Here is a 25,553-nt window from a genome sequence, read left to right as displayed (position 1 = left end):
TGTTTAAAGCAGGTAAATTATGTCACAAAGACCCATAGTAGCAGTCGTCGGAAGACCAAATGTCGGAAAATCGACTTTTGTAAATCGCCTTACAGGTAACAGAAACGCCATAGTGGATGATATCGCAGGAGTCACTCGTGATAGAATTTATTTTGATGTCGAATGGCAAAATAAAGAATTTACCGTCATTGACACAGGCGGCATAATCCCTGGCGATGAAGATGAAATTATGCTAAATATCTTCACTCAAGCAAAAGTAGCCTGCGAAGAAGCTGACTCTATTGTATTTTTAGTTGATGGAAAAGAAGGTATCAACCCCATCGATTATGATATAGCTAATATCTTAAGAAGAAGCGGTAAGCCAATCTATCTTGCAGTCAACAAAATTGACTCTCCTGAAAGAATGGCTATGACTGCAGATTTCTACGAGCTTTCTCTTGGTGAACCTCACGCAGTTTCGGCATTGCACGGCTCTGGTGGTGTGGGAGATTTGCTCGATGAAATAACACAAAATTTCGAAATTGTTGAAGATGAAGAAAAATCTAACACTATTAAAATCGCTATAGTAGGAAAACCTAATGCGGGAAAATCTTCTATTATAAACGCCTTACTAGGTAAAGACCGTGTTATTGTATCTGATGTTTCAGGTACAACAAGGGATTCTATCAACTCAAAAGTCAAGTACGAAAACCAAGAATTTACTCTAGTTGATACCGCAGGCATAAGGAAAAAAGCCAAAGTTGATTGGGGCATAGAAAAATTTGCCGTAGATAGAGCAATTAGAGCCATTCGTGACTGCGATATCGCCGTCCTCGTAATAGACGCAACTGACGGCATCACCGACCAAGACAAAAAAATCTCAAGTCTTGTCGTAGAAGCAGGCAAAGGTCTAATCGTTGCCATCAACAAATGGGATTTAATTGAAAATAAAGAAACTACTACCATCAATAAATTTGAAAAAGAACTTGAACATGAAGTTCCTTTCTTGAGCTTTGCACCTAAAATATTTATAAGTGCAAAAACAAAACAAAGACTTGTAAGCATTTACAAAGAAGCTGTAAAAGTATATGAACAATGCAACAAAAGAGTTTCTACAAGTATTTTAAACAGAGTTCTTTTAGATGCACTTGCTATAAACCCGCCAACTACATACAAAGGCAAAAGGTTACGTATCCTTTATGCAACGCAAGTGAAAACAGCTCCACCTACATTCGTTCTATTTGTAAATAATGAAGATCTTTTAAAAGACAGTTATAAAAGATATTTGGAAAACCGTTTAAGAGAGGCTTTCGGATTCTTCGGAACTCCAATCAGATTGTCAGCTAGAGAAAAACAAGGAAAAGAAAAATGATAATAGATGCAATTTCACAAAAAATGTTAATTGAATTGGGGGTAATCGCTTTTGTATCCTATATTATCGGCTCAGTTCCAACGGGATATCTCGTTGTTAAATTAATCAAAAATGAAGATATTAGAAATATCGGAAGCGGTTCAACAGGAGCTACCAACGTAAAAAGAGTATTGGGCAAAGAATGGTTCTTTGCTGTAATGCTTTTAGACGCCTTTAAAGGCTTTTTACCCGTTTTCGTTGCGGCAAATGTTTCTTATGCTTTCTACGAGTGGGGAATTCCCGCTGTAGTTGCTGCCATTTTCGTTTTGCTTGGACACAGCAAATCTGTATTCCTAAAATTCACGGGTGGCAAATGTGTTGCCTCTGGTGTCGGAACTATAATCGCTCTTTGCTGGCCCGTAGGACTCATAACGGCAGCCATTTGGGGCGTAATCACTTATTTCTCAAAATATGTATCGCTAGGCTCAATAATAGCTCTAACTTGCACCCCTATTTTGATGACTTTATTTAAACAACCTCCTTTCTACGTATCATATTGTGCAATCGGAGCTGCATACGTAATATACTTACACAGAGAAAATGTCAAAAGATTGTTTGACGGCACAGAAAGCAAAGTAAGATAATGACTTTATACAAAAGTATTAAAATTACCCCTAAAATATATGTCGAAGATAAAGAAACTCTTGCACTCGTTTACACTCCCGGAGTTGCTGCTTCTTGCTTGGAAATTTCAAAAGATGAAGAAAAATCTTTTGACTATACCAATAGAGAAAACTCGGTAGCCGTAATCGCTTTCGACTACTCTGAAGCACTAAAAAGAGCTATATTTTTAAAAAGCACTCTTGGAATTGATGCTTACCCTTTAGAATTAAAAGAATGCCCGATTGATAAAATAAAATTTGTTGTCGAAAATATAGAACCAACTTTTTGTGCTATAGATTTAAGCCTTATTAAAGAAGATGTTGCAGACGTTACCTTTGATGTTAAAATACCTGTTTTAACGTCAAATGTACCCGATTTAAAAAAATTCTTCTTATGCGTTTCAAAAAATTTATTTATGTTTGACATTAATAAACTTGAAGGAACAACCTCAAAAAAATCTTTAGATTTAAGACTCAAAGCAGGTGGAGTTATTGAAACTGAATTATCAGAAAATGAGCATATTAAACCGGTCGCAATTGCCTCAGATGGCTCTGCCGTATTAGGCTTAGGCAACATTGGAGGACTCGCAGGTCTTCCCGTAATGGAAGGTAAAGCGGTTCTGTTCAGCTCTCTTGGTGATGTTAGTGCGATGCCTCTTTGTTTCAAAACTCAAAATCCAAAAGAGGTAATTGAGCTTATTTTATTGCTTGAAAATTCCTTCTCTGCTGTAAACCTTGAAGATATTTGTGCTCCAAATTGTTTTGAAGTGGAAAATACTTTAATCGAAAAAGCTAATATTCCAATTTTTCACGACGACCAGCACGGAACTGCAATTGTTGTCCTTGCTGCTTTATTAAACGCCGTTAGCGTAGCAAATAAAAAAATCGACGAAATAAAAATAGCATTTTCCGGAGCAGGAGCTGCGGCAATAGCCGTCACAAAACTACTGCTTGCAGCAGGTGTAAAAGACATAACCCTTTGCGATATCAACGGGGCAATCTACAAAGGACGGAAAGAAAATAATTCTTCTCTTGAAGAAATAGCAGAAGTAACAAATAAATCTAACATTAATGGTACGCTTAAAGATGTAATCAAAAACGCAGATGTTTTTATAGGGCTCTCTGCTCCTGATTTAGTCACAAAAGAAATGATTAAATCAATGGCAAAAAAGCCTATCATCTTTGCTTTAGCTAATCCGACTCCTGAGATATTGCCCTCAAAAGCACTTGAATATGGAGCCTTTATAGCAGCCTCCGGAAGAAGCGATTTCCCAAACCAAGTAAACAATTCCCTAGCATTTCCCGGTTTGTTTAAAGGTGTTTTAGATAATAATGTAATCAAAATAACCACAGAAATGAAGCTCAATTGTTCATTTGCTATAGCATCTTTAATCAAAGATAGCGAGCTTTCTCAGGAATACATTATTCCAGATGCTTTAGACCCACAAGTTGCCAAAATTGTTGCTGAAAATATTTGTGTTCAATAAAGTTAAACTATGCTTTTTTTAAGTCTTTCAGCTCTATTGCTGGTTAATATATTTCTTAATTTCATAATAGCTTGAGCATGCAACTGACAGACTCTTGACTCAGAAACTTCAATTGTTTCACCGATTTCTTTTAAAGTCATATTTTCATGATAATACAAGACCATTATCATTCTTTCTCTTTCCGGCAAACATTTTAAGGCCTGTTGAAGTTCTTTTTTTGCGTCTTTTTCTTCCAATTTTTCTAAAGGATTAATCGAATTTTTATCCTCAATAGTGTCAATAATTTCAACACTTTCTTCGGAAGTTCCTTTTTTATCATATAAAGAAGTAACGGAGGTATCATCAGCAAGAATCGCATCAATTTTTTCTTTTTCAATGCCCATACTATCTCCGATTTCTTGAGAAGTAGGAGCTCTGCCTAATTTTTGCCTTAAAATTTCAGCTGCTTGTTTAACATCTTTAATTTTTTTTCTTGCACTTCTAGGAAGCCAATCTTGAGCTCTTATTTTATCAATAATAGTGCCACGAATTCTCATTATCGCATAGGTTTCAAACCTTGCACCTTTATCGGGAGAAAATTTTTCAATAGCATCTATTAATCCTTCAACTCCAAAACTTGCAATATCTTCCAAACTATAAGATGGAGGCAAACTTACTTTTACCCTGCCAATTACATATCTTGTCAAATAAATATATTGAACAATCAACTCATCTCTGAGCTTTTTATCAGAACGATTTTTCAAAAACTCGCCCCAAAGAGCAGCGAGCTCATCATCAGAAATTCGCTTGATGTTGTTATATGAGTTGTATTGTATTTCTTCACTCATCTAAGTCTTATCCCCAAGTATGTCAACAAACGTGACCATACTATAATTGTAATGATAAATGAATTTTAGTAATCATTTATATAGATGAGTTTTATATTTTACAGCCTAGGATTGAAGTGTTTGCGAAGCTTTTTTAGGATCTGTTTTTTTACGTTTTCTTCTACGCATTAAGTCAACAAATGCTTCTAAACGAGTAATATAACCTGCCCTACCTGATTGTTCATCCATAATCATGCATAAAATAGGAATATCACAATTTTCTCTAATCGTTGGAAAAATATTTTGTGACATAATCTCAGGCATACAGGTAAACGGACTTATATGAATAATACCGTCGATACCTCTTTCGTCAGCGTAAGCAACGTCGCTCACTGACTCTAAGGCATCTCCTCCAATATCTCGTTTCAAATAAGGGGCAGCCAAACGTTCCGCCCTTTCCAAATGGGTTTCACCTTTGCGAAATATTTTTGGTATAATCGCATCTTTTAAAAAGCTTGATACTGTAAGGCTTCTTCTTGTTTGCACACCCATTCTACCCAATTCTCTTTCGACAAATTGATTAGAAAAAGGGTCCTGAACAAGATAAATCTCACCTGTTAAATCAACTTTAAGAATTTCTCTTTTTTCGTCAATCGGAGTCTTTCTGATTTCTTCAAGAGCCATTTTTTTAGCTTTTTTCAACTGCCTTGTATTTTCAGCATCATAAATCATTTTCAAAGCTTTTTTATAATGCTTTTCGGCAGTACCGATTTCCCTCTCACGAGCTCTATAATAAGCCAGTTCATCTTCTATTTTGTCCAAGACAAAGACTTTACTTATTGCAGCATATATGGATTTAACCAATCTGATAGGATTATTAACACCCGTAAGCTCATGCAAGAACCTATACATACCGTTAAAGCCATCATACAATTCGAGTTCAATATATTTTGTATCGTAATTCAAGTCGTTTAAAATATGTTTTATGCTTTGACCATATTCGCCAAGCCTACAAATACCGGGAGATGAAATCATCGCAACATAATCAGCACCGGCTTCAGATGCTTCAATAAAGTTCCCTAATATTAATTTATAAGGCAAACAAATAGACTCGGGGCTATATTTTGCTCCCAAAGAAATCGTTTTCTTATTAGAATAAGGAGGAACAAAAGGCTCGACCCCCATTTTTCTAAGTGCAGACGCCCAAGCTATATATATATTTCCCATATGAGGGAATGCAACTTTAATTTTGTCTTTTTCTTGTTTCATTATATTAGAACTTTAAAACATATCCGCCGTTATCAGCATTATAAAGCACATCTTCATTTAATTTACTTCTTAAATTTTTGATATATTTATATACGTAATCTCTTGGCAAATCTAAAATCTTAGCCAAATCTTTAGCGTAAACAATAGAATTTTTATTAGCCAAGAAGTGGTCAAAAATCATTTGTTCACGAGCGGTCAAATTCTTTTTAAAAGAATAAAAAGCATCGTTTTTAGATGTAATAATTTCCGGAAGAACTTCTCTTTTCAATTCAGGTTTCTTTTCCTGAATAGGTTTAAGAGGAGTTTTTTCTCTATGCATATTTTGCTTTGTTTTTTCTTCTTTATTTAATTTTGAAATTTCTTTTTCTTTTTCAAAAGATTTTATCGCAATAGTTTGTATTTTTTCCGCTTTTACACGTGGATAATCAGTGTCAACAGGCATTGAATTTAATGATCTGGACATTACTTTGTCAACCATATCATTTGTTTGTTTTTCCCCTTGGATTGTTTTACCAAGCCTTGCAGCAAATTCTTCTAAAGTGATGCGTTCTAAAGAACTTCTCCATTGACGAATTTCCTCTTTGCTCAAGTATTCTGGCATTATAATAAATCTCCTTGACTCAAAACTGTCTAATAATCTAACTTTTAACCAATTGGTCTTCCATTTGTTTATACAATTAGGTTACCACAATTGGGGTTTAAAATCTCAAAATGTTTACGAAAATAACAAAAATTTTAAAAAGATTTACAAAACAAGATGCTACACTTATTCTACTCTCACAAGCTTAAAAGGCAGGCTTGACGCCTACCTCAAAATAATAAATATTATCATTTATAAATCTTACGAGAAGAAGTGACCTCTTTTAGAATTTAAGGTTATGTTGTCGAAAGAATACAATCTTGCAGGTCTTTTTGAGCCTGATTTTGTATATTCGTCAAGTTCTCTCAAGATTGCACCTGTTAAAACTTTCTTTCTAAAGTTTCGTTTATCAAGTTTTTTGTCCCAAATCAATTCATAAGACTTTTGCAATTCTGTCAACGTAAATTTTTCGGGAAGCAATTGGAACGCAATCGGGCAAAATTCTAAACGTTCTCTCATTCTTTTTAATGAATACTCAATGATTTCTTTGTGGTCGAAAGCCAAAGCAGGCAAATCATACACACCGTGCCATTGAACTTCTATAATTTCAGAACTATCTTCGAAAGAAAGCTCAATATCATCAGAACGAATTAATGCAAAGTAAGCACAAGTTATGACTCTGGCATTCGGGTAACGCAATGGATCACCGAAGGTATATAATTGTTCCAAATAAATATTTTCAACATTAGTTTTTTCTTTCAAAATACGCAAAGCCGCATTATCTAGATTTTCTGACAATCTGATAAAACCACCCGGAATCGCCCATTTTTCTTTAAAAGGCTCGTGAGCACGTTTTACAAGCAAAACGCATAATTTGCCTTGTTTAATAGTAAAAATGACTACGTCGGTTGTAACTTCGTGTGTTTTTATCTCGTGAAACATATCTTTCTCATCTTGCTGTTAAGTCGTTATGCTATTTATGTATTGTATTTCAAACATAACGCTCTTTTTTGATTTGTTAAGAAAAATAAATTGTCGAGAATGTTTGAAATTATATTGCTTGGTTAATCATAAAGTTTGTAATTACCCCATCAACATCCATTTGATGTCTAAAAGTAGAACTGCTTGCACTTTGACGTGACTTGTGAATAGCAGGGTCCGGATTTCTTTTTTGGTAATTATATTCATTCATGATATTAGAAACAAATCTTCTTGTTTCAGAAAACGGAGGAACTCCGCCATATTTTTTAACATTGCCAGGACCCGCATTATATGCAGCCAATGCAAGTTCAGTAGAACCAAACATTTTGTACATCATTTTGTAGTACATTAAACCGCCACGGATATTATCATTCAAATAATATGGATTGTATCCGAGTTTTTTAGCTGTTTGCGGCATCAATTGGAATACGCCGACTGCACCGTAAGAACTTCTTTTGTTGTGGCAAAATCCTGATTCTTGTTTTGCAATACTTAAACCCAATGCAGGGTCAATGCCCATCTCAAGCGAATGCTTTACAATTGATTGCTTAATTGTAACTACTGATTCGGCTTTTACTTGGTTTTGTGGGAGTGAGATAAGGGTGGTTAGCATTATTAGCGTTAGTATTAGTAACTTTCTAATCATGTAAATCCTTTTTAATTGTAAATTGAATAAAGAATTGATTAAAATTTTCGGCTTGATTGAGGCTCAATTTTTTTTAAAAAATCCTTCGTGATATTATTAATTTTTACACATCAATATCAAAAGTCAAGTCCCAGTAGGCTATACACCGAAAAGCCAGTCAATGACTGGCTTTTTTTGGACTTTGAAAATACTATAAATTATGTAGAAGTTTGCAAAATAAGGCTTTCAGCTGTTGCGAAATCTTCAACCGTATCTATATCAACAGTTTCAGGGGATAGATAAAACATCGGATTTTCCCCGATGAAGTCTTTCACTTTTTTCATTATTTCCGTTTTTATTATGTAAATCGATCCGGTCTCAACAAAACTCGGATAATGCCTGTGAGTGTCTTGACGACGAGGGCGTTCTCTGTAGTTATACATACCTTCGGGCTTTCCCGTTTCAATATTTAAACGCCAATAAGCATGCGTATATCCGAGTCGCCTTACTGCGAACACAGAATCACAATCATTATCAAAATAAAGCTTAAAAGCCTCGTCAATTTGCTTTGCGTCACGTAAAGGACAAGTTGCTTGCAAAAGAACAACTGCATCCGGAACATAATTTTCGTTTTTTTCAAGATAATCTAAAACCTGCAACATTACAGGAGCCGTTTTTGTTTCGTCTTGAGCCAATTCTACAGGTCTGTCAACAACTTCAGAGCCAAAACTCAAAGCTATATCTTTTATCTTTGAACTCTCTGTAGAAAGTACCGTGCGAGTTATATATTTTGACTTTAGTGAAGCTTCTATCGTATGAGCAATAAGAGGCTTACCTGCAAGCATTTTAATATTCTTCCCCGGGATTCCCTTAGAACCTGCACGTGCCGGAATAATTGATAAAATTTCCATTTACAAAATCTCTTCCAATAACTGTGCCGCTTTATCGGTTTTTAATGAACCTTTAACTTTTGTGCCCTTGATATAGCTCCTTAAAGCCTCTCGAATAAGTTCACTTCTTGTTCTTTGCTCATCGCCAGCCATCTTATCTATTTTATTTAAAAATTTATCGGGCATTGAAACCAAAATTCTTGCCATAAAAACAGTCCTCTCCTAAGTAATATAATCTTTTATATATTATAGCAATTTTTTTGAAAAAGTACAAAAAAAGGTCGTTCTTTTGTTGGATTTAAGATTTTTTGTATGGATTTATAAAAACAAATTGACTATAATAAACCTATGGAACGCACTCCAAAGAAATATATCGGCATATTATACAAATGCTGCAACGTATATGGAAGAATTTATGAAAATTCTGACAAAACCGCTTACGTGGGTCGTTGTCCCCGTTGCATGCGTTCTGTTAAAGTAAAAATCGGAGAAGGCGGTACCGATACAAGATTTTTTGAGGCATTTTGATATGAATTTAAAAGAAATTAGAGATAATCATAAATTGGTAAATTTATTCTGCACACTTGCGGAGATTCCATCACCTTCTTTAAAAGAAGAAAAAGTTTCTGCAAAAATACTTGAGATTTTTAAAGAAAATAATATTGAAGCTCATCTTGATTCTTACGGAAATGTAAAAGCAAAAGTAGCAGCTAGTGACCCGACTAAAGCTCCGATAATGTTCAGTTCGCACATGGATGTAATCGGCGACGACAGCCCTATCAATATGGTAGTGAATGGAAACATAATTGAAACGGACAAAAAAAGGACTCTAGGTGCTGATGATAAAGCAGGCGTTGCCTCTGCTATTATGTTGGCAATGGAAATAAATGCCGACAAAAACATAAAACACGGAGGAATTGAAATTACCTTCACAAGAGATGAAGAACATTCTATGACAGGAATTGAGCACGTTGAAATGGACAAAATCGACTCTGAATATGTACTTGTTTTAGACGCTGATAAAATCGGGCAAGTTCAAGTTTCAGGTGCAAGTTTTACTAAAATTACAGTAAACGTAAAAGCCCTAATCGGTGGACACTCCGGAAACGACATCGGCGACAAAAAAAGACTAAATGCCATAAAACTCTTAGGCGAATTGATTAATGATATCCCTCAAGGTGTTTACAAAAAAGACGAGCTTGGCGTAGTAACCTCAATCAACGCAGGAGCTATAATTGGAGGTGGCGTAAAACCTGCTCTTGAGGATATAAAAGACAAAGGGCAAGTCCCTGAAAACTTCCAATCAGCAATTCTTGACGGCTCTGCGACCAATATTATAAATACTGACGCAGGAATTGTTTATTCAGTAAGAAGCACCGACAAAAATGCTGAATTAGACCTAATAGCTGAAATACAAACAATTATTGACAACTTCAACAAAAAATATAAAGGACTCGCAACAGCGGAACTGATAAAAGAAATTCACCTTTTGCCTTTTGAAAAAAGTGATGATGAAACTATCCCAAATCTTGCAAAAATTGCCTCTAAAAAATGTGGTTTACCGATAGAAATTTCATCTTTCCACGCAGGAGCTGAAACCCACATTTATGCAAACGCTAAAAATAAATACGGAAAAACAATCAAGCCTTATTTATTAGGTGCTGCCGACGTTTACAATATGCATTCTACAAACGAGCAAATGGACTGGAAATCACTGTTAAAAGGTTATGAATTTATCAAGGCATTATTTTTGGTCTTTAACGAGGCTCAATAATGAAAGCACTTATACAACGTGTAAAAGCTGCATCCGTTTCAATTGAGGGTGAATTGTACTCATCAGTCAACAATGGATTGTTAATTTTGCTCGGTGTTGAAAAAGAAGACACAGAAAAAAACGCCGAACTTCTTGCAGAAAAACTTTTGAAATTGCGTATTTTTGAAGATAAAAACGCAAAAATGAACCTTTCCGTCATTGATACTAAAGGGGATATTTTGGTAGTTTCGCAGTTTACATTGTGCGGCGATTGCAAAAAAGGGACTCGTCCGAGTTTTGATAAGGCAGCACCGCCTAAAGAAGCGAACAAGCTTTATGAATATTTTGTTTCACTAATGAAACGTTCCAACCTCAAAATCGAAACCGGCAAGTTTCAAGCTATGATGGAAGTATCTTTAATCAACGACGGTCCTGTGACATTTATGGTTGAGAAGTAGTTTTAAGATGTTATGATGCGATGCACCCTTCTCCATAATAGGTATCATCATCAATGCTATCTAAAATAACACCTGCTGTGCCACTCTCTTCACAAGGTATTATTGAATTTTGCCAACCGCCTAAATCATCATTATAAACACGTCCATATCTAAAGCCGTCTTTAACATCATTAGGATTAGTAGTAACCATATTGGGACCTTTTTCACCATTTACATCAACAGAAATAGAATAAAAATCACTTTCATAACTGTAAGCAATTCCGTCAGTTGTGTAAACGATAACATCTCCATAGTGATAAGCATCAGAAGATGAAGCAGTTGAAGCAACATTAAATCTTTTTGACCAGAATTCATCATAAACACAATCTGAGTCATAATCACAATTATTAATTATATCGTCAAGTGTTTCCCCAGTCAAAGCATAGTGTTGTGATACAGCTTGGTTCAATACAGATAAAGCTTTTTTCGCACCAGTTCTATATTCTTGTTTATTAGTATTATTCAATAATGCAGGTATCGTCATCGCTGCGATTACGCCGATAATAACCAATGTAATCAAAACTTCTGCCAAGGTAAATGCTTTACATTTTTTCATTTAGAGCTCCTTAATCACGATTTTACCATGATAACACTTATCGCTAGTAAATACAAGCCTGCACAATCATCTTTCCGCCAAGGCGGATATATTAATTTGGTTATAGCATTATTTATGTTATGCAACACGACGAAAAAATACTTGCAAAAGCAATAGCCAAAGTGATGGTAGATATAAGCAATAAATCAGGCAAAAGCTTGAATCTTTTTTGTAATGAATATTCTATTCCTGCTTCAACTTTGAGCAATATTGAACTTGCGAAAAAAAGCGGAAAGATTTTTTCACTATATAAAATATTAAAAGCTTATGGAATAAGCCCTTCAAAATTTTTTGCAGCAGTTGAAAAAGAATTGCCTAGTGACTTTTTATCACCTGAAGATTAATCATTCTCTTTCGTCATAAGATATTTTCGTATCAGGAGTTATTGAGACAGTGAATGCGTTACTTAGAGCGATTCCGCCTTTGACTGCCGGAGCGTTTACAATGTTTCCTTTAACATACATAACGCTTGAGCCGCCGCCATCAAGATTCATAGCGTTGTAGCAGCCGAAAGATTTCATTATTTTCGCCAAATCCCAGATATTTACGCCGACAGAAGATTGCTCCCGCCCATCGATTGTCACAATTATAAAGTTGTTATCTGCCGTGTAGCCTATTGCAGTTCTAGGGTTTTTACCTGATATAGCATTCAATTTTTGAGCTGCTGTATCAACAAAGAGATTGCCGTCTTTAACAAGATAAGGGCCACCACTGACTATGTGCTTCATATCATTCCAATTTGGTGAAGTATTAATGTCTATTTGTACACTTTTTCCATTAAAAAACGGCTTCAATTTTTCTTTTGGACCGGATATAACATATCCATCTTTAGGAATTTGAATTGAGCCGTCTGAAATTTGTATGATTTTGCCATCTTGAATAGCCATCTGAACCCCATACTTTGGCGTGGGTGGAGAATATTGCCCCCAGTCCCTCGTATATGCCAAAACATGGGTTGCAAGCATCCTCGGCTGGTTAATATTGTCTATTGGTACACTTGTAAATAAGTTATGTATTTTTCCGTCAAATTCAACTCTTGCCATTTTAAAATCGTTTTCGCCGATTCCCATCGCAACTCTGTTGTAAATAGGACCCGTCAATATTTTTTTGTCTATCATCAAAGTCCCCAAAGGCACTCCTGATTGAGGCTTGAAATAAGTCCCGTTTACAGCAACTACAGCATTGTTCTTTTGAGCAATATTCCTTATTGTTGCTTTTCTGGCTAAAGTACTAGAGGCAAGAGCCGGAGCCAGTTCAATATTTGGATTAATTTTTCTGTTAACTTCCACTACATTAATTTTAATAGGCTGAGAATTTATATATTTTGTTAATTTCACATGAACAATGCCGCTATCGACATAGGTAATCCTTGCATTTCTGTATTTCTGCCGAATATTCTTATCCCATTTGTTTTTCTCGACTGCAAGGCTAGGCTGATTAGCAGGCGGAAGCTTCGTTGAATACAACCCCGCACCCATCGAAGGAGATATTGTTTCGTGAGCAAAAAGAGAGTTATTAGTAAACAAAGCTTGTCCTGAGAAAATCGCCAGTGCCAACATACAGTAGATAGAGTTAACCGCTATTTTCTCGAAACGTTTTTGTTCTTCTAATAACAGCGCGTACATAATTCATACTTTCCTTATACTACTATTGTAACACAAATGCAAACCTTTCGCAAGAGTGAATTAGATGTATTTTTATAAAAACAATGTAAATTTTTATTACAAACGTAATAACAAAGCTTCGCTATATTTTTTCAACTTGGTACAAATTCATACCGCCCAGTGCTTGATATAAATTTATGAAAGCAATTATCTCATTTATTTTTAAAGAAACAGCATTTTGCTCAGACAATAGTTGCTCCTGCCTTTTAATCAATAAGTCCACATTATCGGCTGTTCCTATGTTTTCTTGTCTTTGAACCAAAGACAGCTTGTGTGTATCAAGATTATAACGATTATTAGAAATAAGATATTTTTTATGGGTAGATTTTAAAGAATAAAGAGCATCATTTGTTTCTTGTATAGACGTCAAAACCACTTTGTTGTAGTGTTGCAAGCCTATTTCATAATTATCTTTTTGAAGTTTTAAAAATTGAATTTTTCTGCCACCCATAAACAAATCCATCGTTGGAGCAACGCCGAGATTTGCAAGAAAAGTGTTAGACGAGGCAATGCTATAAGCATTAAACCCCAAATTGCCGTTAAGAACGAAACTCGGTAATAACTCTTTTTTCGCAACTTTTACATTTATGCCTATTCTTTCGAGGTTCAATTCTGATTTTATCCAGTCAGGTCTTGAAGAAATGCTATCTATTTGTATAGTTTGAGGAATTGGGAGACTCATATCTATTTTTTCGTATGGCATACGTTGAACAGGCGAAAAAGCTCTATCTGCAAGCAAAACATTGATTTGATTTTGCAAGACATCTTGTTTTTCTTCTAAGAATTGCATTCTTTCTGTAAGGTACGTCAAATCTTTTTGGGTTTCAATTACGTCATTGATGTTTGCAGTCCCGATTTCGTAGCGTTTTTTAACAGCATCGCACAATTTTAGCTGAACAGAGATGAGCTCTTTTTGTATAGAAATCAACTTGTCTATCTTTATTAAAGTAAAATAATCGCCCGCAAAGGTTGATGTAAGTGATATATAAACCGATTTTTCATCTTGTTTAACCATTTCCAGATTTTTATATTGTGACTTTGTTTTCAAATGATTTTTGCCCCAAATATCAATCTCATAATTCATAGATAAAGGAAGCAAAAAATGAGACTCGGTATAATCAGGGATAGTAATATCGCCAAAAACCTCATCTGAAGATTTAAAGACGTGCCCTACATATCCGTTAAAGCCAATGTTTGGCAATTCGTTAGCAAATGACATTTTGACTAAACGTTGAGCCTCCGAGACCTTTAGCGAAGTTACCTTGAGGTCATTGTTATTGTCATATAATTTACTCAAACCATCTATCAATATTTCATCGTTAAAGTTGGACCAAAACGGAATATTCAGATATTGCAATCTATATGAATTCTCGATGTTTTCTTTTGCATAAGAGGAATTAAACATTCCGAAGACAGTAAATAGTATAAAAATAAAAATTATCTTTTTCATAACGCCACCAATTTGTTATCATAATAACATAAAAAAATAAAAAGCAACTAGCTCTAATGCAAATATATCAAAATAAAAAACCAAACACTATTGCAAATTCAAATTATTGAGTTATCATAACAACTATACAAGGAAAGAAAAATGTTGAAAGAAATTTTTGAAAAATTAATAGGAAACGCTATCGTTCAGGCAGGTAGAGCTATAAAAGTCCACAACTTGGAACTCTTTGCTAAGAAAAATTTCGACATAACACCTGAACAATACGTTGTTTTGAGCATGCTAAATGAAGATACCCTTTTTTACCAAAATAAACTCTGCGAACAGCTCTACAAAGATAAATCAAATATGACTCGAATACTCTCCGTACTGGGGAAAAACGGATATATCGAAAAAATCTGCAAAACAGAAAATAAAAAACAAGTCAACAAAATAAAAATCACAAAAAAAGGTAAAGAATTAAGAAATAAAATACTCCCATTAATGCAAAACTCCAGAGAAAAATATCTGGAGCATATATCAGCTGATGATATGTATATATGCATTAAAGTTCTTTCTAAAATTCAGGAAAATTTAGCTAACAAGGATTAAGAAAATGAAACACAAAAAGCCGAAAGATATATTTGAACAAGAAGCAAAAATCAGATTAAAAACCATAAAATCAAAACACAGAAAACCTTATCAAAAGAAAAGAGTATTAATTCCTTCAATAATAATGCTTTTTTTAGTATTTACAGGCATTATGTCATTCATAGACTCATTGCAATACCAAAGCACCGACGACGCTTTCATTGAAGGAAGATTCGTTGCCATCGCACCTAAAGTTTCAGGAAATATCGTAAAACTGAATTTCAACGACAACGATTTCGTGAAAAAAGGACAACTTCTTTTAGAAATAGACTCAAGGGATTACGAAAACAAAGTCAAAGAACTTGAAAGCAGCCTTAAAGAAGCTAAAGCAAACCGAAATGTTTCCTCTGATGATACCGAAAAATCAGAAGCAGACTTGGCCCAAGCAAATAAAAACCTAAACTTTACAACAAGAGATTTTGACCGTTATAAAAAACTTAAAAAAGAAGGCTTATGCACAAAACAAGAATTTGACTCCGCAGAAACAGCCTATAAACAGGCTAAAGATAGAGAAAAATCACTAAAAGCTTCGGTTAAATCCGGCTCATCTAAACAAGATGTAAACTCAGCAATCGTAGAAAAAACAGAAGCTCAACTCGCTCAAGCAAAATTAAATTTATCCTATACCAAAATTTATGCCCCCCAAGACGGAAACATATCTGCAAGAAATGTAGAAATTGGCAACTATGTGCAAGTAGGTCAAGTGCTTACATCAATTGTTTCACAAAATGTTTGGGTTATTGCCAACTTCAAAGAAACGCAACTTACAAATATGAAAAAAGGACAATCTGTCGCCATAAAAATAGACACTTATCCTTCAAAAAAATTCAAAGGAAAAATCGATAGCATACAAAGAGCTTCGGGAGCAAAAACAAGCCTGTTTCCTCCTGAAAACGCTGTTGGCAGCTATGTCAAAGTTGTCCAACGTATTCCCGTTAAAATTCTATTCGACGAAGATATTTCTCAATTCAATATAACCCCGGGAATGTCAGTTGTACCAAGGGTTAAGATAAAATAATGACAACCTCAAGCGACAAACAGTTAAAAAGTACGCCCCTATGGCTAATATCATTGATTGTTACAATGCCTACATTCTTCGCCTTTCTGGCAACAAGTGCAACAAATGTAGCATTACCACATATAGCGGGCTCTTTCGGCTCTACCAATGACGAAGCAAAATGGGTAGTAACGAGCTACATGATTGCAAATGGAATCGTCCTTCCATTAACAGGGTGGCTTGAAAGAAAGCTCGGAAGACTTGATTTTTTGAAAATATTTATTTTGTTATTTACTTTGGGGTCAATAATCTGTACCGTTGCCCCAAATTTACTCGTTCTTATTATAGGAAGAATTGTCCAAGGAATAGGTGGCGGAGTCTTGATGCCTTTATCTCAATCCATATTACTGCAAGAATTCCCAAAAGACAGGAAAGGTGACGCAATGGCAATTTTCATTTTTGCCATAATGGTTTCATCAATAATGGGACCCACAGTAGGTGGACTTTTGGTAGACAATTTTTCTTGGCAATGGATTTTCATAATAAACATTCCGATTGGCATTTTATCATTAATTTTGATACCTCTTACGATTAATGACACAATAAAACAATCAAAAAAAGAGCAGGTGGATTTTTTAGGATTAACCTTTTTGATTTTATGGCTATTTTCAATGCAAATTATTTTGGACAAAGGACAACAATTCGGCTGGTTCGACTGCAGTTGGATTTGCTGGTTAAGTATTTTTTCTATTGCAAATATGTTTTTGTTCGTCATTTGGGAACTTGAAAACAGAGAACCAATAGTAAATCTTAGAGTTTTCAAGGACACGAATTTTTTCGCAGGAACAATTCTTGGCGTGCTAGTAAACATAATGGTGTGCGTCACAATAATTTTATTACCTCAATTTTATCAAGGACTTATGCATTACACGGCAGCCTTAACAGGATTGGCACTGGCAAGCAGAGTAATAGCTTGCGTCGCATTATTATTTATCGGAAAACTTTGTCAATTATATGATTTAAGACTTTTAATAACCATCGGATTTGTATTTATAGGCTTATCTATCGGAATGTGTGCAGACTTAAATCTCCAAATTGCCCCAACAACAATTATCCTGTCAAATGTGTTATTCGGAATAGGCTCTGTTTTTGCACTTGTACCTGTTTCAGCAATCGCATTAGGAACTTTACCGAAAAACGAAATCGCAAATGCAGCAGGTATTCACAGTTTAACAAAATGCGTAACCGGTTCAATGTTCACATCTCTCGCCTCCAGCTTTGCAATAAGCTTATCGCAAGTTCATCAGACTTATTTATTAAAAAACATGACTGTTTACAACCCTATTTTTGTAAAACATTTTTCCGCTTTACAACACTTTTTCAGCAACAATTCGGCAATGATTATTGCAACCAAAAAAGCAAATGTCGTCTTATACAAACAACTATTAACTCAAGCAAAACTATGTGCTTTCTCTGATTTATTTCAATTTGCATCGTTGGTTTCTTTTATAGCGATTCCTCTTGTATTTGTACTCAAAACCCAACGCCCTCAAAAAGACTGATTATAAATATATATAAGATTTGCCCAATACGCTTTTTTGTAATAAAATTAACACGTTATAAGAATAAATGAGGGTTTTATTTATGCCGAGACCAATGAATATTACAGAAAAGATATTGGCAAAACACGCAGGACTTGATGAAGTTAAACCTGGTGACTTGATTACAGCTAAAGTTGACATCACACTCGCAAACGACATTACAGGACCTGTTGCTATTAAAGAATTCAAAAAAATCGGCGTGGATAAAGTTTTTGATAAATCAAGAACAGTTTTTGTTCCTGACCACTTTGTACCAAACAAAGATATCAAATCAGCTGAACAAGTTAAATTAATCAGAGAATTTGCAAGAGAGCAAAAACTCGACAATTTCTTTGAAGTCGGAAGAATGGGCATTGAGCATACATTGCTTCCCGAAAAAGGGATTGTAACAGCCGGCGACTTGGTTATCGGTGCCGACTCACACACATGCACTTACGGTGCTTTGGGTGCATTTTCAACAGGAGTAGGCTCGACAGACCTCGCTTGTGCTATGGCGTCAGGCGAAACTTGGTTCAAAGTTCCTCCAACAATTAAAGTTGAATTTAACGGCAAACTTAACAAATGGGTTTCTGCTAAAGATTTAGTATTACGTTTAATCGGCGACATCGGCGTGGACGGAGCCCTTTATAAATCACTTGAAGTCGGCGGAAATGTTATTGAAGAAATGGAAATGGACGGACGCTTCACTTTCTGCAATATGGCGATTGAAGCAGGTGCTAAAAACGGAATTATTGCTCCTGACGATAAAACTAAAGCATTTTTAGACGGCCGTTCTCAAAGAGAATACACCTTCTACAAAAGTGATGAAGATGCCGAATACGAAAAAATTATAAAATATGATGTTGCTGATATTGAACCTACAGTCGCATTCCCCCACTTGCCGGAAAATACAAAACCTATTTCTCAAGTCGGCGAAATAAAAATTGACCAAGCCGTAATCGGTAGTTGCACTAACGGAAGAATCTCCGATTTAAAAATCACTGCAGATATTTTAAAAGGAAGACAAGTCCACCCGAACGTAAGACTGATTGTATTTCCGGGAACTCAAGCAATATACCTTGAAGCAATCGAAAAAGGCTACGTCCAAACAATAGTAGAAGCAGGCGGTGCTGTTTCCACTCCAACTTGCGGTCCTTGCCTTGGCGGACACGCAGGCATTTTAGCCGCAGGAGAAAAAGCTATATCTACAACAAACAGAAATTTTGTTGGAAGAATGGGACACGTTGATAGTGAAGTTTACCTAGCATCACCTGCTATTGCAGCTGCCAGTGCAATCTTAGGTAAAATCGCATCACCTGATGAATTAGGATTATGATTAAAGAATATAAAACACCTATAACAGAAAAAAGCGTATTTGTAGGACCTGACGTCAAAGAAGATGTCATTATCCTTGCAATAGAATCAAGTTGTGACGAAACAGCTTGTGCAATTGTAAAAAACGGGCGAGAAGTCTTGGCAAATGTAGTTGCTTCTCAAATAAAAACTCACCGTGAATTCGGAGGAGTAGTCCCAGAAGTAGCAGCCCGTGAGCATCTTGACGCTGTAAACCTTATTATAACTGAAGCTTTTGAACAATCAGGACTAAAACCTGAAGAATTGACAGCTATAGCTGCAACCGTAGGTCCCGGACTTGTAGGCTGTTTACTCGTAGGAATGAACGCTGCAAAAGCACTTGCCGTTACATACGACAAGCCATTTATCGGCGTAAATCACCTTAATGCTCATGTTTGTGCAAATTATATTGATACTGACCTCAAACCTCCATTCGTTGCACTGCTTGTAAGTGGTGGGCATACACAAATAATAAAAGTCGATAGCTATGAAGAACAATCAATTATCGGTGAAACCATTGATGATGCAACAGGCGAAGCTTATGATAAAGTCGCAAGACTATTAGGGCTCCCATACCCAGGAGGACTTAACCTTGACAGAATGGCTCCAAACGGAAACCCCAATGCCTATAGTTTGCCTATTGCGAAAGTTAAAGGTGATTACGATTTTAGCTTTTCAGGGTTAAAAACCGCTGTTTTGCAACTTACTCAAAAATTAAAAAAAGAACTCGGCACAATTCCGAACGAAGATGTTGCTGCAAGTTTCCAAGAATGTATCACAAAAACTTTATTCAAAAAAACACTAAAAGCTGCAGTCAGCATAGGTGCTAAAAAAATAGCTTTGGGTGGCGGTGTAGCTGCAAATTCTGAAATCAGAAAGAAATTTTTCGCACTTGAAGAAAACGGCTACAAAATCTACGCTCCTGCAATGAAATATTGCACAGATAATGCTTCTATGGTTGCCTCTGCTGCTTATTTTTCAACTAACACATTCCCTGATTTGGGCGTTGAAGTTTTTTCAAGATGTTCATAAAAATGTGCTATAATCCACATTAATAAATATTGAAGGGTTTACAATGAAAGAAACAGCAAAAAAATATTTTTCCATTGGATATTCCTGCTCTGAATCAATGGTTATGGCAGCAGCAGAATTAGGGCTTGTGTCCAAAGATTTACTTTCCGTTGCAAGTTCATTTTCAGGCGGTATGGGAAGCGGTTGTCTTTGTGGAGCTGTTGCAGGTGCTCAAATGATTATCGGAGCATTAAACGGTAGAAATCAAGAAAAAAACGGAATGGACGCAAGAGTTCTTGCTAAAAAATTTATTGAAAAATTTAAAGAAAAAAACAAAGCAACTTGTTGTAAAATTTTGACACTAAAATATAAAGATAATTTTGCATCCCCAGAAAGAAAACTTCACTGTTCTCAAATGGTTGAAGATGCCGCACTTATTTTGGAGGAATTATTAGAATTAAAGACAGTCAAAACCTAATATTATAAAACAAAACCGCTAACAAAAGGGAAAAACAAATGAATCAAGAAGCTCAAAATGAACTCGAAAGATTGTTAAACGGCAATAAAAGATTTATAACAGGTACTCCAAAAGCAGAAAATAAATGCCTGCAAACATTGCAAAAACTATCTACTTCTCAATCGCCTAAAGCTATTGTATTAAGTTGTTCAGACTCAAGAATTGTTCCTGAGCTGATATTTGATTGCGGAATAGGCGAACTTTTCGTGGTGAGAACAGCTGGCGTAGGGATTGGTCCGAATATCACAGAAAGCATCGAATTCGGGATTGAAGAATTAAAAATACCGCTCTTGATACTACTCGGCCACGATAATTGCGGCGTTATCAAATACGCAAAAGATAAATACCCCGCACCCCTAGACGATTTTTACGGACTCATGAATTCTGTATATCCGGTTTTGGGTGACAACAAATTGTCTTACAACGAAATATCTCAAGCCCATACCATTCTAACTAAAAAAATATTAATGAAACGCTCATACATAATCAGAGAAGCGGTGGAAAAAAACAAACTAGCAATCACAACAGCTCACTTCAGCTTTGAATCCGGAACAGTGGAAATTATATAAACCATATTAAATATAAATGCTATTTATTAGCTATTTTTTCAGACTTAATTTTTTCAAGCTCCTTAAATACACAGTCTGAGCTATCGCTGTTTAAAACACTCTCTAAAAATTTAATAGCCTGTTCCAGATTAATTTTATTTTTCATATTTAAATAACTCCAAGTCTTATTAATATAATAAGAGAGGGGTAGTAAAATATCATCGTATGAAAAAACTAATTTGATTCAACCGGTTGCACTTGACGCGGTCTTTCAAGAGATAAAAGCATATCTTGAGGATAAACTTCTTCCGTGAGCCCTAAAGTTCCGTTGATAATAAAGAAATCTATTTTTTCACCGGGGCTTATATTCAAATCAAAAAACGGAATACACAATTCAACAATATCTTCATAGGCATATTTCACGTTATTGTTCATCTGCAATACCCATAGATTATTCTCTTGTGCTTTAGAAAATTGCATCGGTGATTTAACATCTTTAAACAAAGTTATTTTCAACTCATGAGAATATCCGTCTTTTAAAATCGGGAACAAATAATCAGGCTTATTAACTGTCCTTATTGGTGCAGTATAAGCCGCATATTCATTGTATGATTTAAAATACACATATATTTGATAAATAGATTTAAATTTACCTTCCATGTCGAAAATAAATCTGTTTATATCAAATCTTAAATATATATTAGTTTCATCACAGCCAAAACATATTCTGTTAAAAAGCTTATTTTCTTGAGGAATAGGACCAGCAGGGATATCAATACAACCTGCATTTATCCATTCATCATTGTATAAATCTTTACCGTTCACATGTGGCGAAATTTGCTTTTTAGGAGCTCTGGACGGTTTGCCTAAAAACGAAATCAACGGCGAATCAAGATATTTCGGAACTTTTTTACCAAGCAACAAATATATATTTTTCAAATGTTCTCTAAAAAGATAATCAAAAATATGGTCTTGTCCTGAGTCATTAGGCTCACCATACCACCAGAACCAATCGGAGCCCTGAGCAATATATAGTTCATTTTTTGCCATTGTTACAAGTCTTTTATCAACATCTTTTTCTTTTGCAAAAATCTTTAAATCTTCTTCCGTATGGCAGAGGTATTTCCAAGCGAGATTTTTTGTAGGCTCAGCAATCCATAATTGAAAATCTCTGTTAATCCAAGAGCCGGCTGCCAATGAATCCAATTTTTTAATATGCTGAACTTCTTTTATGTAATCACTGACAAGGACAGAATGTAAAGTTTCATCACGTGTAATTAATTTATACAAAGTTTTTAAAAATTGAGCACCATCATTAGCATAGCTTTCCCAACTATTTTCTCCGTCCATCGCAATAGTCAACAAATGATGTTCATCAGGTGAATTTTGAAGTTTATTTTGAATAGTTTTTATTCTGCTATATAAATCACTCGCAGCAATAACACTTTCATGGTGAGGATATTCAAAACTTATAAGATTAGGAATTACAGAATCCCTAAAGACAATATTTATAGGTTTGTGATTTTTTGACTCATAAGTATAAGCGTTGCAAAGGTCATAAGGGTCTTCGAGATACCCTTTAAAATCACGAACAAACTCTTTTTTTAACGTGTTAGCCAGTATGCCCTCATCAGAAACTGTCCATTTTATACCCAAATCAGCAAAGCAATCTAAAGTTTTTTGACTGACACAATGTTCAGATGGCCACATTCCTACAGGTCTTTTGCCAAAAGTTTGCTCCATTTTATCAAGAGCCATCTTAATTTGAGTTTTAGCATCTTCTGCCATATTAATTTTACAGTCAGGCAAAGGGTGCCTTATAGCGGACTTTTTCGCAACATTCATATCAAACATAATCGGCAAAATCGGGTGATAGTAGGGGCTCGTTGTAATTTCTATCCGACCTTCATCTTGATATTTTTTAAATTCAGGTATAATACGAGCCATAATTTGACGTTGAATATCAATTACAGCAACCCTTTGAGCTAAAGAAAAGCCTCTTTCTTGTTCAATAAAAGATTTGAGCTCAGGATATTCTTCAATCCATCTGGGGTCAAACCATACCAGATTAAACCACATCATGATATCAGAATATTCCTGCTCAGAAAAATCAGAGATATCTACTTCTTCTTTGAGATATCTTTTGTGATACAAGTCACTATAGTATTTGTGATGAGAAATCAAGTTTGCATAATTCGCATCAAAGAAATAATTGAGGATATATTGCTTATCATCTTCTGTAAGTTCATCAATAGGAGTCACCGTAAGTTTAGAATGAATGTCATGGGCACCTTTGTGGGCATATTCTTCAATCGCATCAACCAAAACAGGTACAAGATTGAAATTCAACTTCAAATCAGGAAAGTTGTCGAGTTGCAGAAGCATATCCAAATAATCTTTAATAGCGTGCAACCTAGCCCAAGGCATAAGTCTGATACCATTAGGCTGTGCCTGATAGTTTGGTTGGTGCATATGCCAAATAAAGGCTATTGATAGATTTTTATGCATATTTCAGTTGACTCCACAGAAAGTATCATATCACATGGAACGCCAATACGGAAGCAGAAATTGCGTAATATCATACTTGAGTTTGATACATATATGAAGTTTTGTAACGCCATAGTGGTCTACAAATTCGTTACTATAATTGAACGAGAACACAACAAATCACAATACTATATAAAAAATATTACTATGGGGACTTCACAAGCTAAAAAATTAGTGCTTTAATATAAACAATTCATGCGGCATGAATATTTGATATTATTGACTCATGCACCTGAATAACAAAATTTTTAATCACAGCCATGGGTTAAGGCTCATGACTTAGGGGAGGAGATTTGGAATATAATCCAAATAATGGCCGCAAATAGCGGCTTTTTTCTTGCCTTCTTTAGCCTAACCTATATACGGCAATAGCGGCTTTTTAGGTTGGATTTCAGCCTAACTGGCATAATAACAACAAAAAGAGCGTCCAACGACGCTCTTAAATCTATATATATGTTCTTTACGGTCTTAGTCTATCCATCAAACGAGGGAACGGAATTGTTTCTCTAACATGATGCAATCCACAAATCCAAGCAACTGTTCTTTCTATACCCAAGCCAAAACCTGCATGGGGAACGGAGCCGTATTTTCTCAAATCGAGATACCAATCAAAAACTTCTTCTGAAAGACCTTGTTCTTTGATTTTTGCTTTGAGTTTATTTATATCACTTTCCCTTTCGCCACCGCCTATCATTTCACCATAGCCTTCCGGTGCAATCATATCAACGCAAGCAGCCTTGTCGCCATCTTGTTTCATATAAAACGCCTTTACTGACATCGGATAGTGGTGAATCATAACAGGCTTATCAAATTCTTCACCGATAAGAGTTTCTTCATCTCCGCCAAAATCTTCGCCCCAGGGGGTATCATTACCTTTTTTATGAAGAATTTCAATCGCTTCATCATAAGAAACTCTCGGGAAAGGACGTTTGATGTTTTCTAATTTAGAAATATCTCTTTCTAAAGTCTCAAGCTCAGCCCTATTATGCTCAACAACGTTTTGAACAATATATTCAACAAATTCTTCAGCCAAATCCATATTGTCATAAATGTCAGCAAATGCGACTTCAGGCTCAACCATCCAAAATTCCGTCAAATGGCGACGTGTTTTTGATTTTTCAGCCCTAAAAGTCGGACCAAAACAATATGCCTTACCAACAGCCATAGCTGCAGCTTCCATATAAAGCTGCCCTGATTGTGACAAATACGCTTTTTCGTCAAAATAATCGACTTCAAATAGATTTGTTGACCCCTCGCAAGCATTCGGGGTAAAAATGGGAGCATCAACCAGCGTAAAACCTTTCATATCAAAAAAATCACGCACTGATTTTATAATTCTGTGACGAATTTTCAAAATAGCTTTTTGCTTCAAAGAACGAAGCCACAAATGACGGTGTTCCATCAAAAAGTGAGTGCCGTGTTCCTTCGGCGTGATAGGATAATCCAATGAATCACCAATGACTTTCACATCAGTAGCGTCAATTTCAAATCCAATTTTTGAACGGTCATGTTTTTTAACAGTTCCAACCACCTCAATAGAAGATTCTTGAGTTATTTTATCAGCAAGTTCAAACACCTCAGGTGCAACATTACCCTTAAAAACAACAGCTTGAATTTCGCCTGTACCATCTCTTAATTGCAAAAAATGCAATTTCCCGCTTGAACGTTTATTATAAAGCCACCCTTGAAGCGAAATTTCCTTACCTTCAAAATCCTTTATGTCTGATATAAATATTTTTTTCATATAAACCTCTAAAACATAATCTTACCGCTTAATAATAACA

At 35.4% G+C, this 25,553-nt stretch carries 27 protein-coding genes; 14 read left to right on the top strand and 13 right to left on the bottom strand.

Annotated elements, in window-relative coordinates:
• Positions 1-19 precede the first annotated feature (19 nt).
• Genes der through PHV37_04950 form a run of 3 tightly spaced genes read left to right on the top strand, consistent with a single transcriptional unit; the run spans position 20 to position 3,479 of the window.
• Positions 20-1,351, top strand: coding sequence for a ribosome biogenesis GTPase Der (gene der / locus PHV37_04960; GenBank protein MDD3237429.1), 1,332 nt, complete (start codon positions 20-22; stop codon positions 1,349-1,351).
• Positions 1,348-1,974: a glycerol-3-phosphate 1-O-acyltransferase PlsY gene (gene plsY, locus PHV37_04955; GenBank protein MDD3237428.1), complete on the top strand. Its 627-nt coding sequence runs from the start codon at positions 1,348-1,350 to the stop codon at positions 1,972-1,974. Before der ends, plsY begins: the two co-directional genes overlap by 4 nt.
• Positions 1,974-3,479, top strand: coding sequence for an NADP-dependent malic enzyme (locus PHV37_04950; protein MDD3237427.1), 1,506 nt, complete (start codon positions 1,974-1,976; stop codon positions 3,477-3,479). Before plsY ends, PHV37_04950 begins: the two co-directional genes overlap by 1 nt.
• Positions 3,480-3,481: 2 nt before the next feature.
• Here PHV37_04950 and PHV37_04945 read toward each other — a convergent pair whose 3' ends face one another.
• The 7 genes from PHV37_04945 to PHV37_04915 all read right to left on the bottom strand — a co-directional run bounded on the left by PHV37_04945 (position 3,482) and on the right by PHV37_04915 (position 8,837).
• Entirely contained in the window at positions 3,482-4,306 is an 825-nt protein-coding gene (locus PHV37_04945) for a FliA/WhiG family RNA polymerase sigma factor (protein MDD3237426.1), read from the bottom strand.
• Positions 4,307-4,411: 105 nt separating this feature from the next.
• Positions 4,412-5,554, bottom strand: coding sequence for an acyl-CoA dehydratase activase-related protein (locus PHV37_04940; GenBank protein MDD3237425.1), 1,143 nt, complete (start codon positions 5,552-5,554; stop codon positions 4,412-4,414).
• Positions 5,555-5,558: 4 nt separating this feature from the next.
• Positions 5,559-6,155 (bottom strand): helix-turn-helix domain-containing protein, encoded by a 597-nt coding sequence (locus PHV37_04935; GenBank protein MDD3237424.1) that lies wholly within the window; start codon positions 6,153-6,155, stop codon positions 5,559-5,561.
• Between the two features lie 240 nt (positions 6,156-6,395).
• On the bottom strand, positions 6,396-7,076 hold the full coding sequence (locus PHV37_04930) for an NUDIX domain-containing protein (protein ID MDD3237423.1): 681 nt from the start codon (positions 7,074-7,076) through the stop codon (positions 6,396-6,398).
• A 109-nt stretch (positions 7,077-7,185) separates the two neighbouring features.
• Positions 7,186-7,761, bottom strand: a complete 576-nt coding sequence (locus PHV37_04925) for a lytic transglycosylase domain-containing protein (protein ID MDD3237422.1) — start codon at positions 7,759-7,761, stop codon at positions 7,186-7,188.
• A gap of 197 nt (positions 7,762-7,958) precedes the next feature.
• Positions 7,959-8,651 (bottom strand): acylneuraminate cytidylyltransferase family protein, encoded by a 693-nt coding sequence (locus PHV37_04920; protein MDD3237421.1) that lies wholly within the window; start codon positions 8,649-8,651, stop codon positions 7,959-7,961.
• Entirely contained in the window at positions 8,652-8,837 is a 186-nt protein-coding gene (locus PHV37_04915; protein MDD3237420.1) for a ribbon-helix-helix protein, CopG family, read from the bottom strand.
• A 141-nt stretch (positions 8,838-8,978) separates the two neighbouring features.
• Between PHV37_04915 and PHV37_04910 the strand changes: the two genes are divergently transcribed.
• The 3 genes from PHV37_04910 to dtd are packed head-to-tail and all read left to right on the top strand — an operon-like array spanning position 8,979 to position 10,841.
• The gene (locus tag PHV37_04910) at positions 8,979-9,158 is read left to right on the top strand and encodes a hypothetical protein (GenBank protein ID MDD3237419.1); all 180 of its coding nucleotides are present in this window, start codon (positions 8,979-8,981) and stop codon (positions 9,156-9,158) included.
• Between the two features lies 1 nt (position 9,159).
• Entirely contained in the window at positions 9,160-10,404 is a 1,245-nt protein-coding gene (locus PHV37_04905) for a M20/M25/M40 family metallo-hydrolase (GenBank protein MDD3237418.1), read from the top strand.
• Entirely contained in the window at positions 10,404-10,841 is a 438-nt protein-coding gene (gene dtd / locus PHV37_04900; protein ID MDD3237417.1) for a D-aminoacyl-tRNA deacylase, read from the top strand. Before PHV37_04905 ends, dtd begins: the two co-directional genes overlap by 1 nt.
• Positions 10,842-10,851: 10 nt before the next feature.
• On the opposite strand, the gene PHV37_04895 is transcribed toward dtd, so the two are convergent.
• Positions 10,852-11,436, bottom strand: coding sequence for a type II secretion system protein (locus tag PHV37_04895; protein ID MDD3237416.1), 585 nt, complete (start codon positions 11,434-11,436; stop codon positions 10,852-10,854).
• Between the two features lie 119 nt (positions 11,437-11,555).
• On the opposite strand from PHV37_04895, the gene PHV37_04890 reads away from it, so the two are divergent.
• Positions 11,556-11,819 (top strand): hypothetical protein, encoded by a 264-nt coding sequence (locus tag PHV37_04890; protein ID MDD3237415.1) that lies wholly within the window; start codon positions 11,556-11,558, stop codon positions 11,817-11,819.
• Here PHV37_04890 and PHV37_04885 read toward each other — a convergent pair whose 3' ends face one another.
• Positions 11,820-13,100 carry a phosphodiester glycosidase family protein gene (locus PHV37_04885; protein ID MDD3237414.1) on the bottom strand — a complete coding sequence of 427 codons (1,281 nt, stop codon included), beginning with the start codon at positions 13,098-13,100 and terminating at the stop codon, positions 11,820-11,822.
• Between the two features lie 121 nt (positions 13,101-13,221).
• Entirely contained in the window at positions 13,222-14,589 is a 1,368-nt protein-coding gene (locus tag PHV37_04880) for a TolC family protein (GenBank protein MDD3237413.1), read from the bottom strand.
• Between the two features lie 141 nt (positions 14,590-14,730).
• Here PHV37_04880 and PHV37_04875 point away from each other — a divergent pair, with 141 nt between their 5' ends.
• The 7 genes from PHV37_04875 (at position 14,731) to PHV37_04845 (ending at position 21,243) form a co-directional block, all read left to right on the top strand.
• Complete coding sequence (locus PHV37_04875) at positions 14,731-15,177, top strand: MarR family transcriptional regulator (protein MDD3237412.1); 447 nt, start codon at positions 14,731-14,733, stop codon at positions 15,175-15,177.
• Between the two features lie 4 nt (positions 15,178-15,181).
• Entirely contained in the window at positions 15,182-16,234 is a 1,053-nt protein-coding gene (locus tag PHV37_04870) for an HlyD family secretion protein (protein ID MDD3237411.1), read from the top strand.
• Entirely contained in the window at positions 16,234-17,775 is a 1,542-nt protein-coding gene (locus PHV37_04865) for a DHA2 family efflux MFS transporter permease subunit (GenBank protein ID MDD3237410.1), read from the top strand. The genes PHV37_04870 and PHV37_04865 overlap by 1 nt, the downstream gene beginning before the upstream one ends.
• 82 nt (positions 17,776-17,857) lie before the next feature.
• Positions 17,858-19,129: a 3-isopropylmalate dehydratase large subunit gene (gene leuC / locus PHV37_04860; GenBank protein MDD3237409.1), complete on the top strand. Its 1,272-nt coding sequence runs from the start codon at positions 17,858-17,860 to the stop codon at positions 19,127-19,129.
• Positions 19,126-20,178, top strand: coding sequence for a tRNA (adenosine(37)-N6)-threonylcarbamoyltransferase complex transferase subunit TsaD (gene tsaD, locus PHV37_04855; protein ID MDD3237408.1), 1,053 nt, complete (start codon positions 19,126-19,128; stop codon positions 20,176-20,178). Before leuC ends, tsaD begins: the two co-directional genes overlap by 4 nt.
• A gap of 43 nt (positions 20,179-20,221) precedes the next feature.
• Positions 20,222-20,635: a C-GCAxxG-C-C family protein gene (locus PHV37_04850; protein MDD3237407.1), complete on the top strand. Its 414-nt coding sequence runs from the start codon at positions 20,222-20,224 to the stop codon at positions 20,633-20,635.
• Positions 20,636-20,673: 38 nt separating this feature from the next.
• Positions 20,674-21,243 (top strand): carbonic anhydrase, encoded by a 570-nt coding sequence (locus PHV37_04845; protein ID MDD3237406.1) that lies wholly within the window; start codon positions 20,674-20,676, stop codon positions 21,241-21,243.
• A 19-nt stretch (positions 21,244-21,262) separates the two neighbouring features.
• Here PHV37_04845 and PHV37_04840 read toward each other — a convergent pair whose 3' ends face one another.
• From PHV37_04840 to asnS, 3 genes are all read right to left on the bottom strand, one after another.
• Positions 21,263-21,388 (bottom strand): hypothetical protein, encoded by a 126-nt coding sequence (locus tag PHV37_04840; GenBank protein MDD3237405.1) that lies wholly within the window; start codon positions 21,386-21,388, stop codon positions 21,263-21,265.
• A 68-nt stretch (positions 21,389-21,456) separates the two neighbouring features.
• Positions 21,457-23,730, bottom strand: coding sequence for a glycoside hydrolase family 57 protein (locus PHV37_04835; protein MDD3237404.1), 2,274 nt, complete (start codon positions 23,728-23,730; stop codon positions 21,457-21,459).
• A gap of 499 nt (positions 23,731-24,229) precedes the next feature.
• A complete protein-coding gene (gene asnS / locus PHV37_04830) occupies positions 24,230-25,513 on the bottom strand; it encodes an asparagine--tRNA ligase (GenBank protein MDD3237403.1) in 1,284 nt (427 codons plus the stop codon).
• Positions 25,514-25,553 lie beyond the last annotated feature (40 nt).

The sequence above is a fragment of the Candidatus Gastranaerophilales bacterium genome (genome assembly GCA_028693235.1).
Classification (GTDB): Bacteria; Cyanobacteriota; Vampirovibrionia; order Gastranaerophilales; family Gastranaerophilaceae; genus JAQUVW01.
This window is presented reverse-complemented; position numbering and strand designations above follow the sequence as displayed.

Bases quoted from the DNA above. Each gene is read 5' to 3' on its own strand.
- PHV37_04945 (MDD3237426.1), bottom strand. From the start codon at position 4,306: ATGAGTGAAGAAATACAATACAACTCATATAACAACATCAAGCGAATT.
- der (MDD3237429.1), top strand. From the start codon at position 20: ATGTCACAAAGACCCATAGTAGCAGTCGTCGGAAGACCAAATGTCGGA.
- PHV37_04950 (MDD3237427.1), top strand. From the start codon at position 1,974: ATGACTTTATACAAAAGTATTAAAATTACCCCTAAAATATATGTCGAA.
- PHV37_04925 (MDD3237422.1), bottom strand. From the start codon at position 7,761: ATGATTAGAAAGTTACTAATACTAACGCTAATAATGCTAACCACCCTT.
- plsY (MDD3237428.1), top strand. From the start codon at position 1,348: ATGATAATAGATGCAATTTCACAAAAAATGTTAATTGAATTGGGGGTA.
- tsaD (MDD3237408.1), top strand. From the start codon at position 19,126: ATGATTAAAGAATATAAAACACCTATAACAGAAAAAAGCGTATTTGTA.
- PHV37_04865 (MDD3237410.1), top strand. From the start codon at position 16,234: ATGACAACCTCAAGCGACAAACAGTTAAAAAGTACGCCCCTATGGCTA.
- PHV37_04910 (MDD3237419.1), top strand. From the start codon at position 8,979: ATGGAACGCACTCCAAAGAAATATATCGGCATATTATACAAATGCTGC.
- PHV37_04840 (MDD3237405.1), bottom strand. From the start codon at position 21,388: ATGAAAAATAAAATTAATCTGGAACAGGCTATTAAATTTTTAGAGAGT.
- leuC (MDD3237409.1), top strand. From the start codon at position 17,858: ATGCCGAGACCAATGAATATTACAGAAAAGATATTGGCAAAACACGCA.
- PHV37_04845 (MDD3237406.1), top strand. From the start codon at position 20,674: ATGAATCAAGAAGCTCAAAATGAACTCGAAAGATTGTTAAACGGCAAT.
- PHV37_04890 (MDD3237415.1), top strand. From the start codon at position 11,556: ATGCAACACGACGAAAAAATACTTGCAAAAGCAATAGCCAAAGTGATG.
- asnS (MDD3237403.1), bottom strand. From the start codon at position 25,513: ATGAAAAAAATATTTATATCAGACATAAAGGATTTTGAAGGTAAGGAA.
- PHV37_04850 (MDD3237407.1), top strand. From the start codon at position 20,222: ATGAAAGAAACAGCAAAAAAATATTTTTCCATTGGATATTCCTGCTCT.
- PHV37_04940 (MDD3237425.1), bottom strand. From the start codon at position 5,554: ATGAAACAAGAAAAAGACAAAATTAAAGTTGCATTCCCTCATATGGGA.
- PHV37_04885 (MDD3237414.1), bottom strand. From the start codon at position 13,100: ATGTACGCGCTGTTATTAGAAGAACAAAAACGTTTCGAGAAAATAGCG.
- PHV37_04875 (MDD3237412.1), top strand. From the start codon at position 14,731: ATGTTGAAAGAAATTTTTGAAAAATTAATAGGAAACGCTATCGTTCAG.
- PHV37_04880 (MDD3237413.1), bottom strand. From the start codon at position 14,589: ATGAAAAAGATAATTTTTATTTTTATACTATTTACTGTCTTCGGAATG.
- PHV37_04905 (MDD3237418.1), top strand. From the start codon at position 9,160: ATGAATTTAAAAGAAATTAGAGATAATCATAAATTGGTAAATTTATTC.
- PHV37_04835 (MDD3237404.1), bottom strand. From the start codon at position 23,730: ATGCATAAAAATCTATCAATAGCCTTTATTTGGCATATGCACCAACCA.
- PHV37_04870 (MDD3237411.1), top strand. From the start codon at position 15,182: ATGAAACACAAAAAGCCGAAAGATATATTTGAACAAGAAGCAAAAATC.
- dtd (MDD3237417.1), top strand. From the start codon at position 10,404: ATGAAAGCACTTATACAACGTGTAAAAGCTGCATCCGTTTCAATTGAG.
- PHV37_04920 (MDD3237421.1), bottom strand. From the start codon at position 8,651: ATGGAAATTTTATCAATTATTCCGGCACGTGCAGGTTCTAAGGGAATC.
- PHV37_04895 (MDD3237416.1), bottom strand. From the start codon at position 11,436: ATGAAAAAATGTAAAGCATTTACCTTGGCAGAAGTTTTGATTACATTG.
- PHV37_04915 (MDD3237420.1), bottom strand. From the start codon at position 8,837: ATGGCAAGAATTTTGGTTTCAATGCCCGATAAATTTTTAAATAAAATA.
- PHV37_04930 (MDD3237423.1), bottom strand. From the start codon at position 7,076: ATGTTTCACGAGATAAAAACACACGAAGTTACAACCGACGTAGTCATT.
- PHV37_04935 (MDD3237424.1), bottom strand. From the start codon at position 6,155: ATGCCAGAATACTTGAGCAAAGAGGAAATTCGTCAATGGAGAAGTTCT.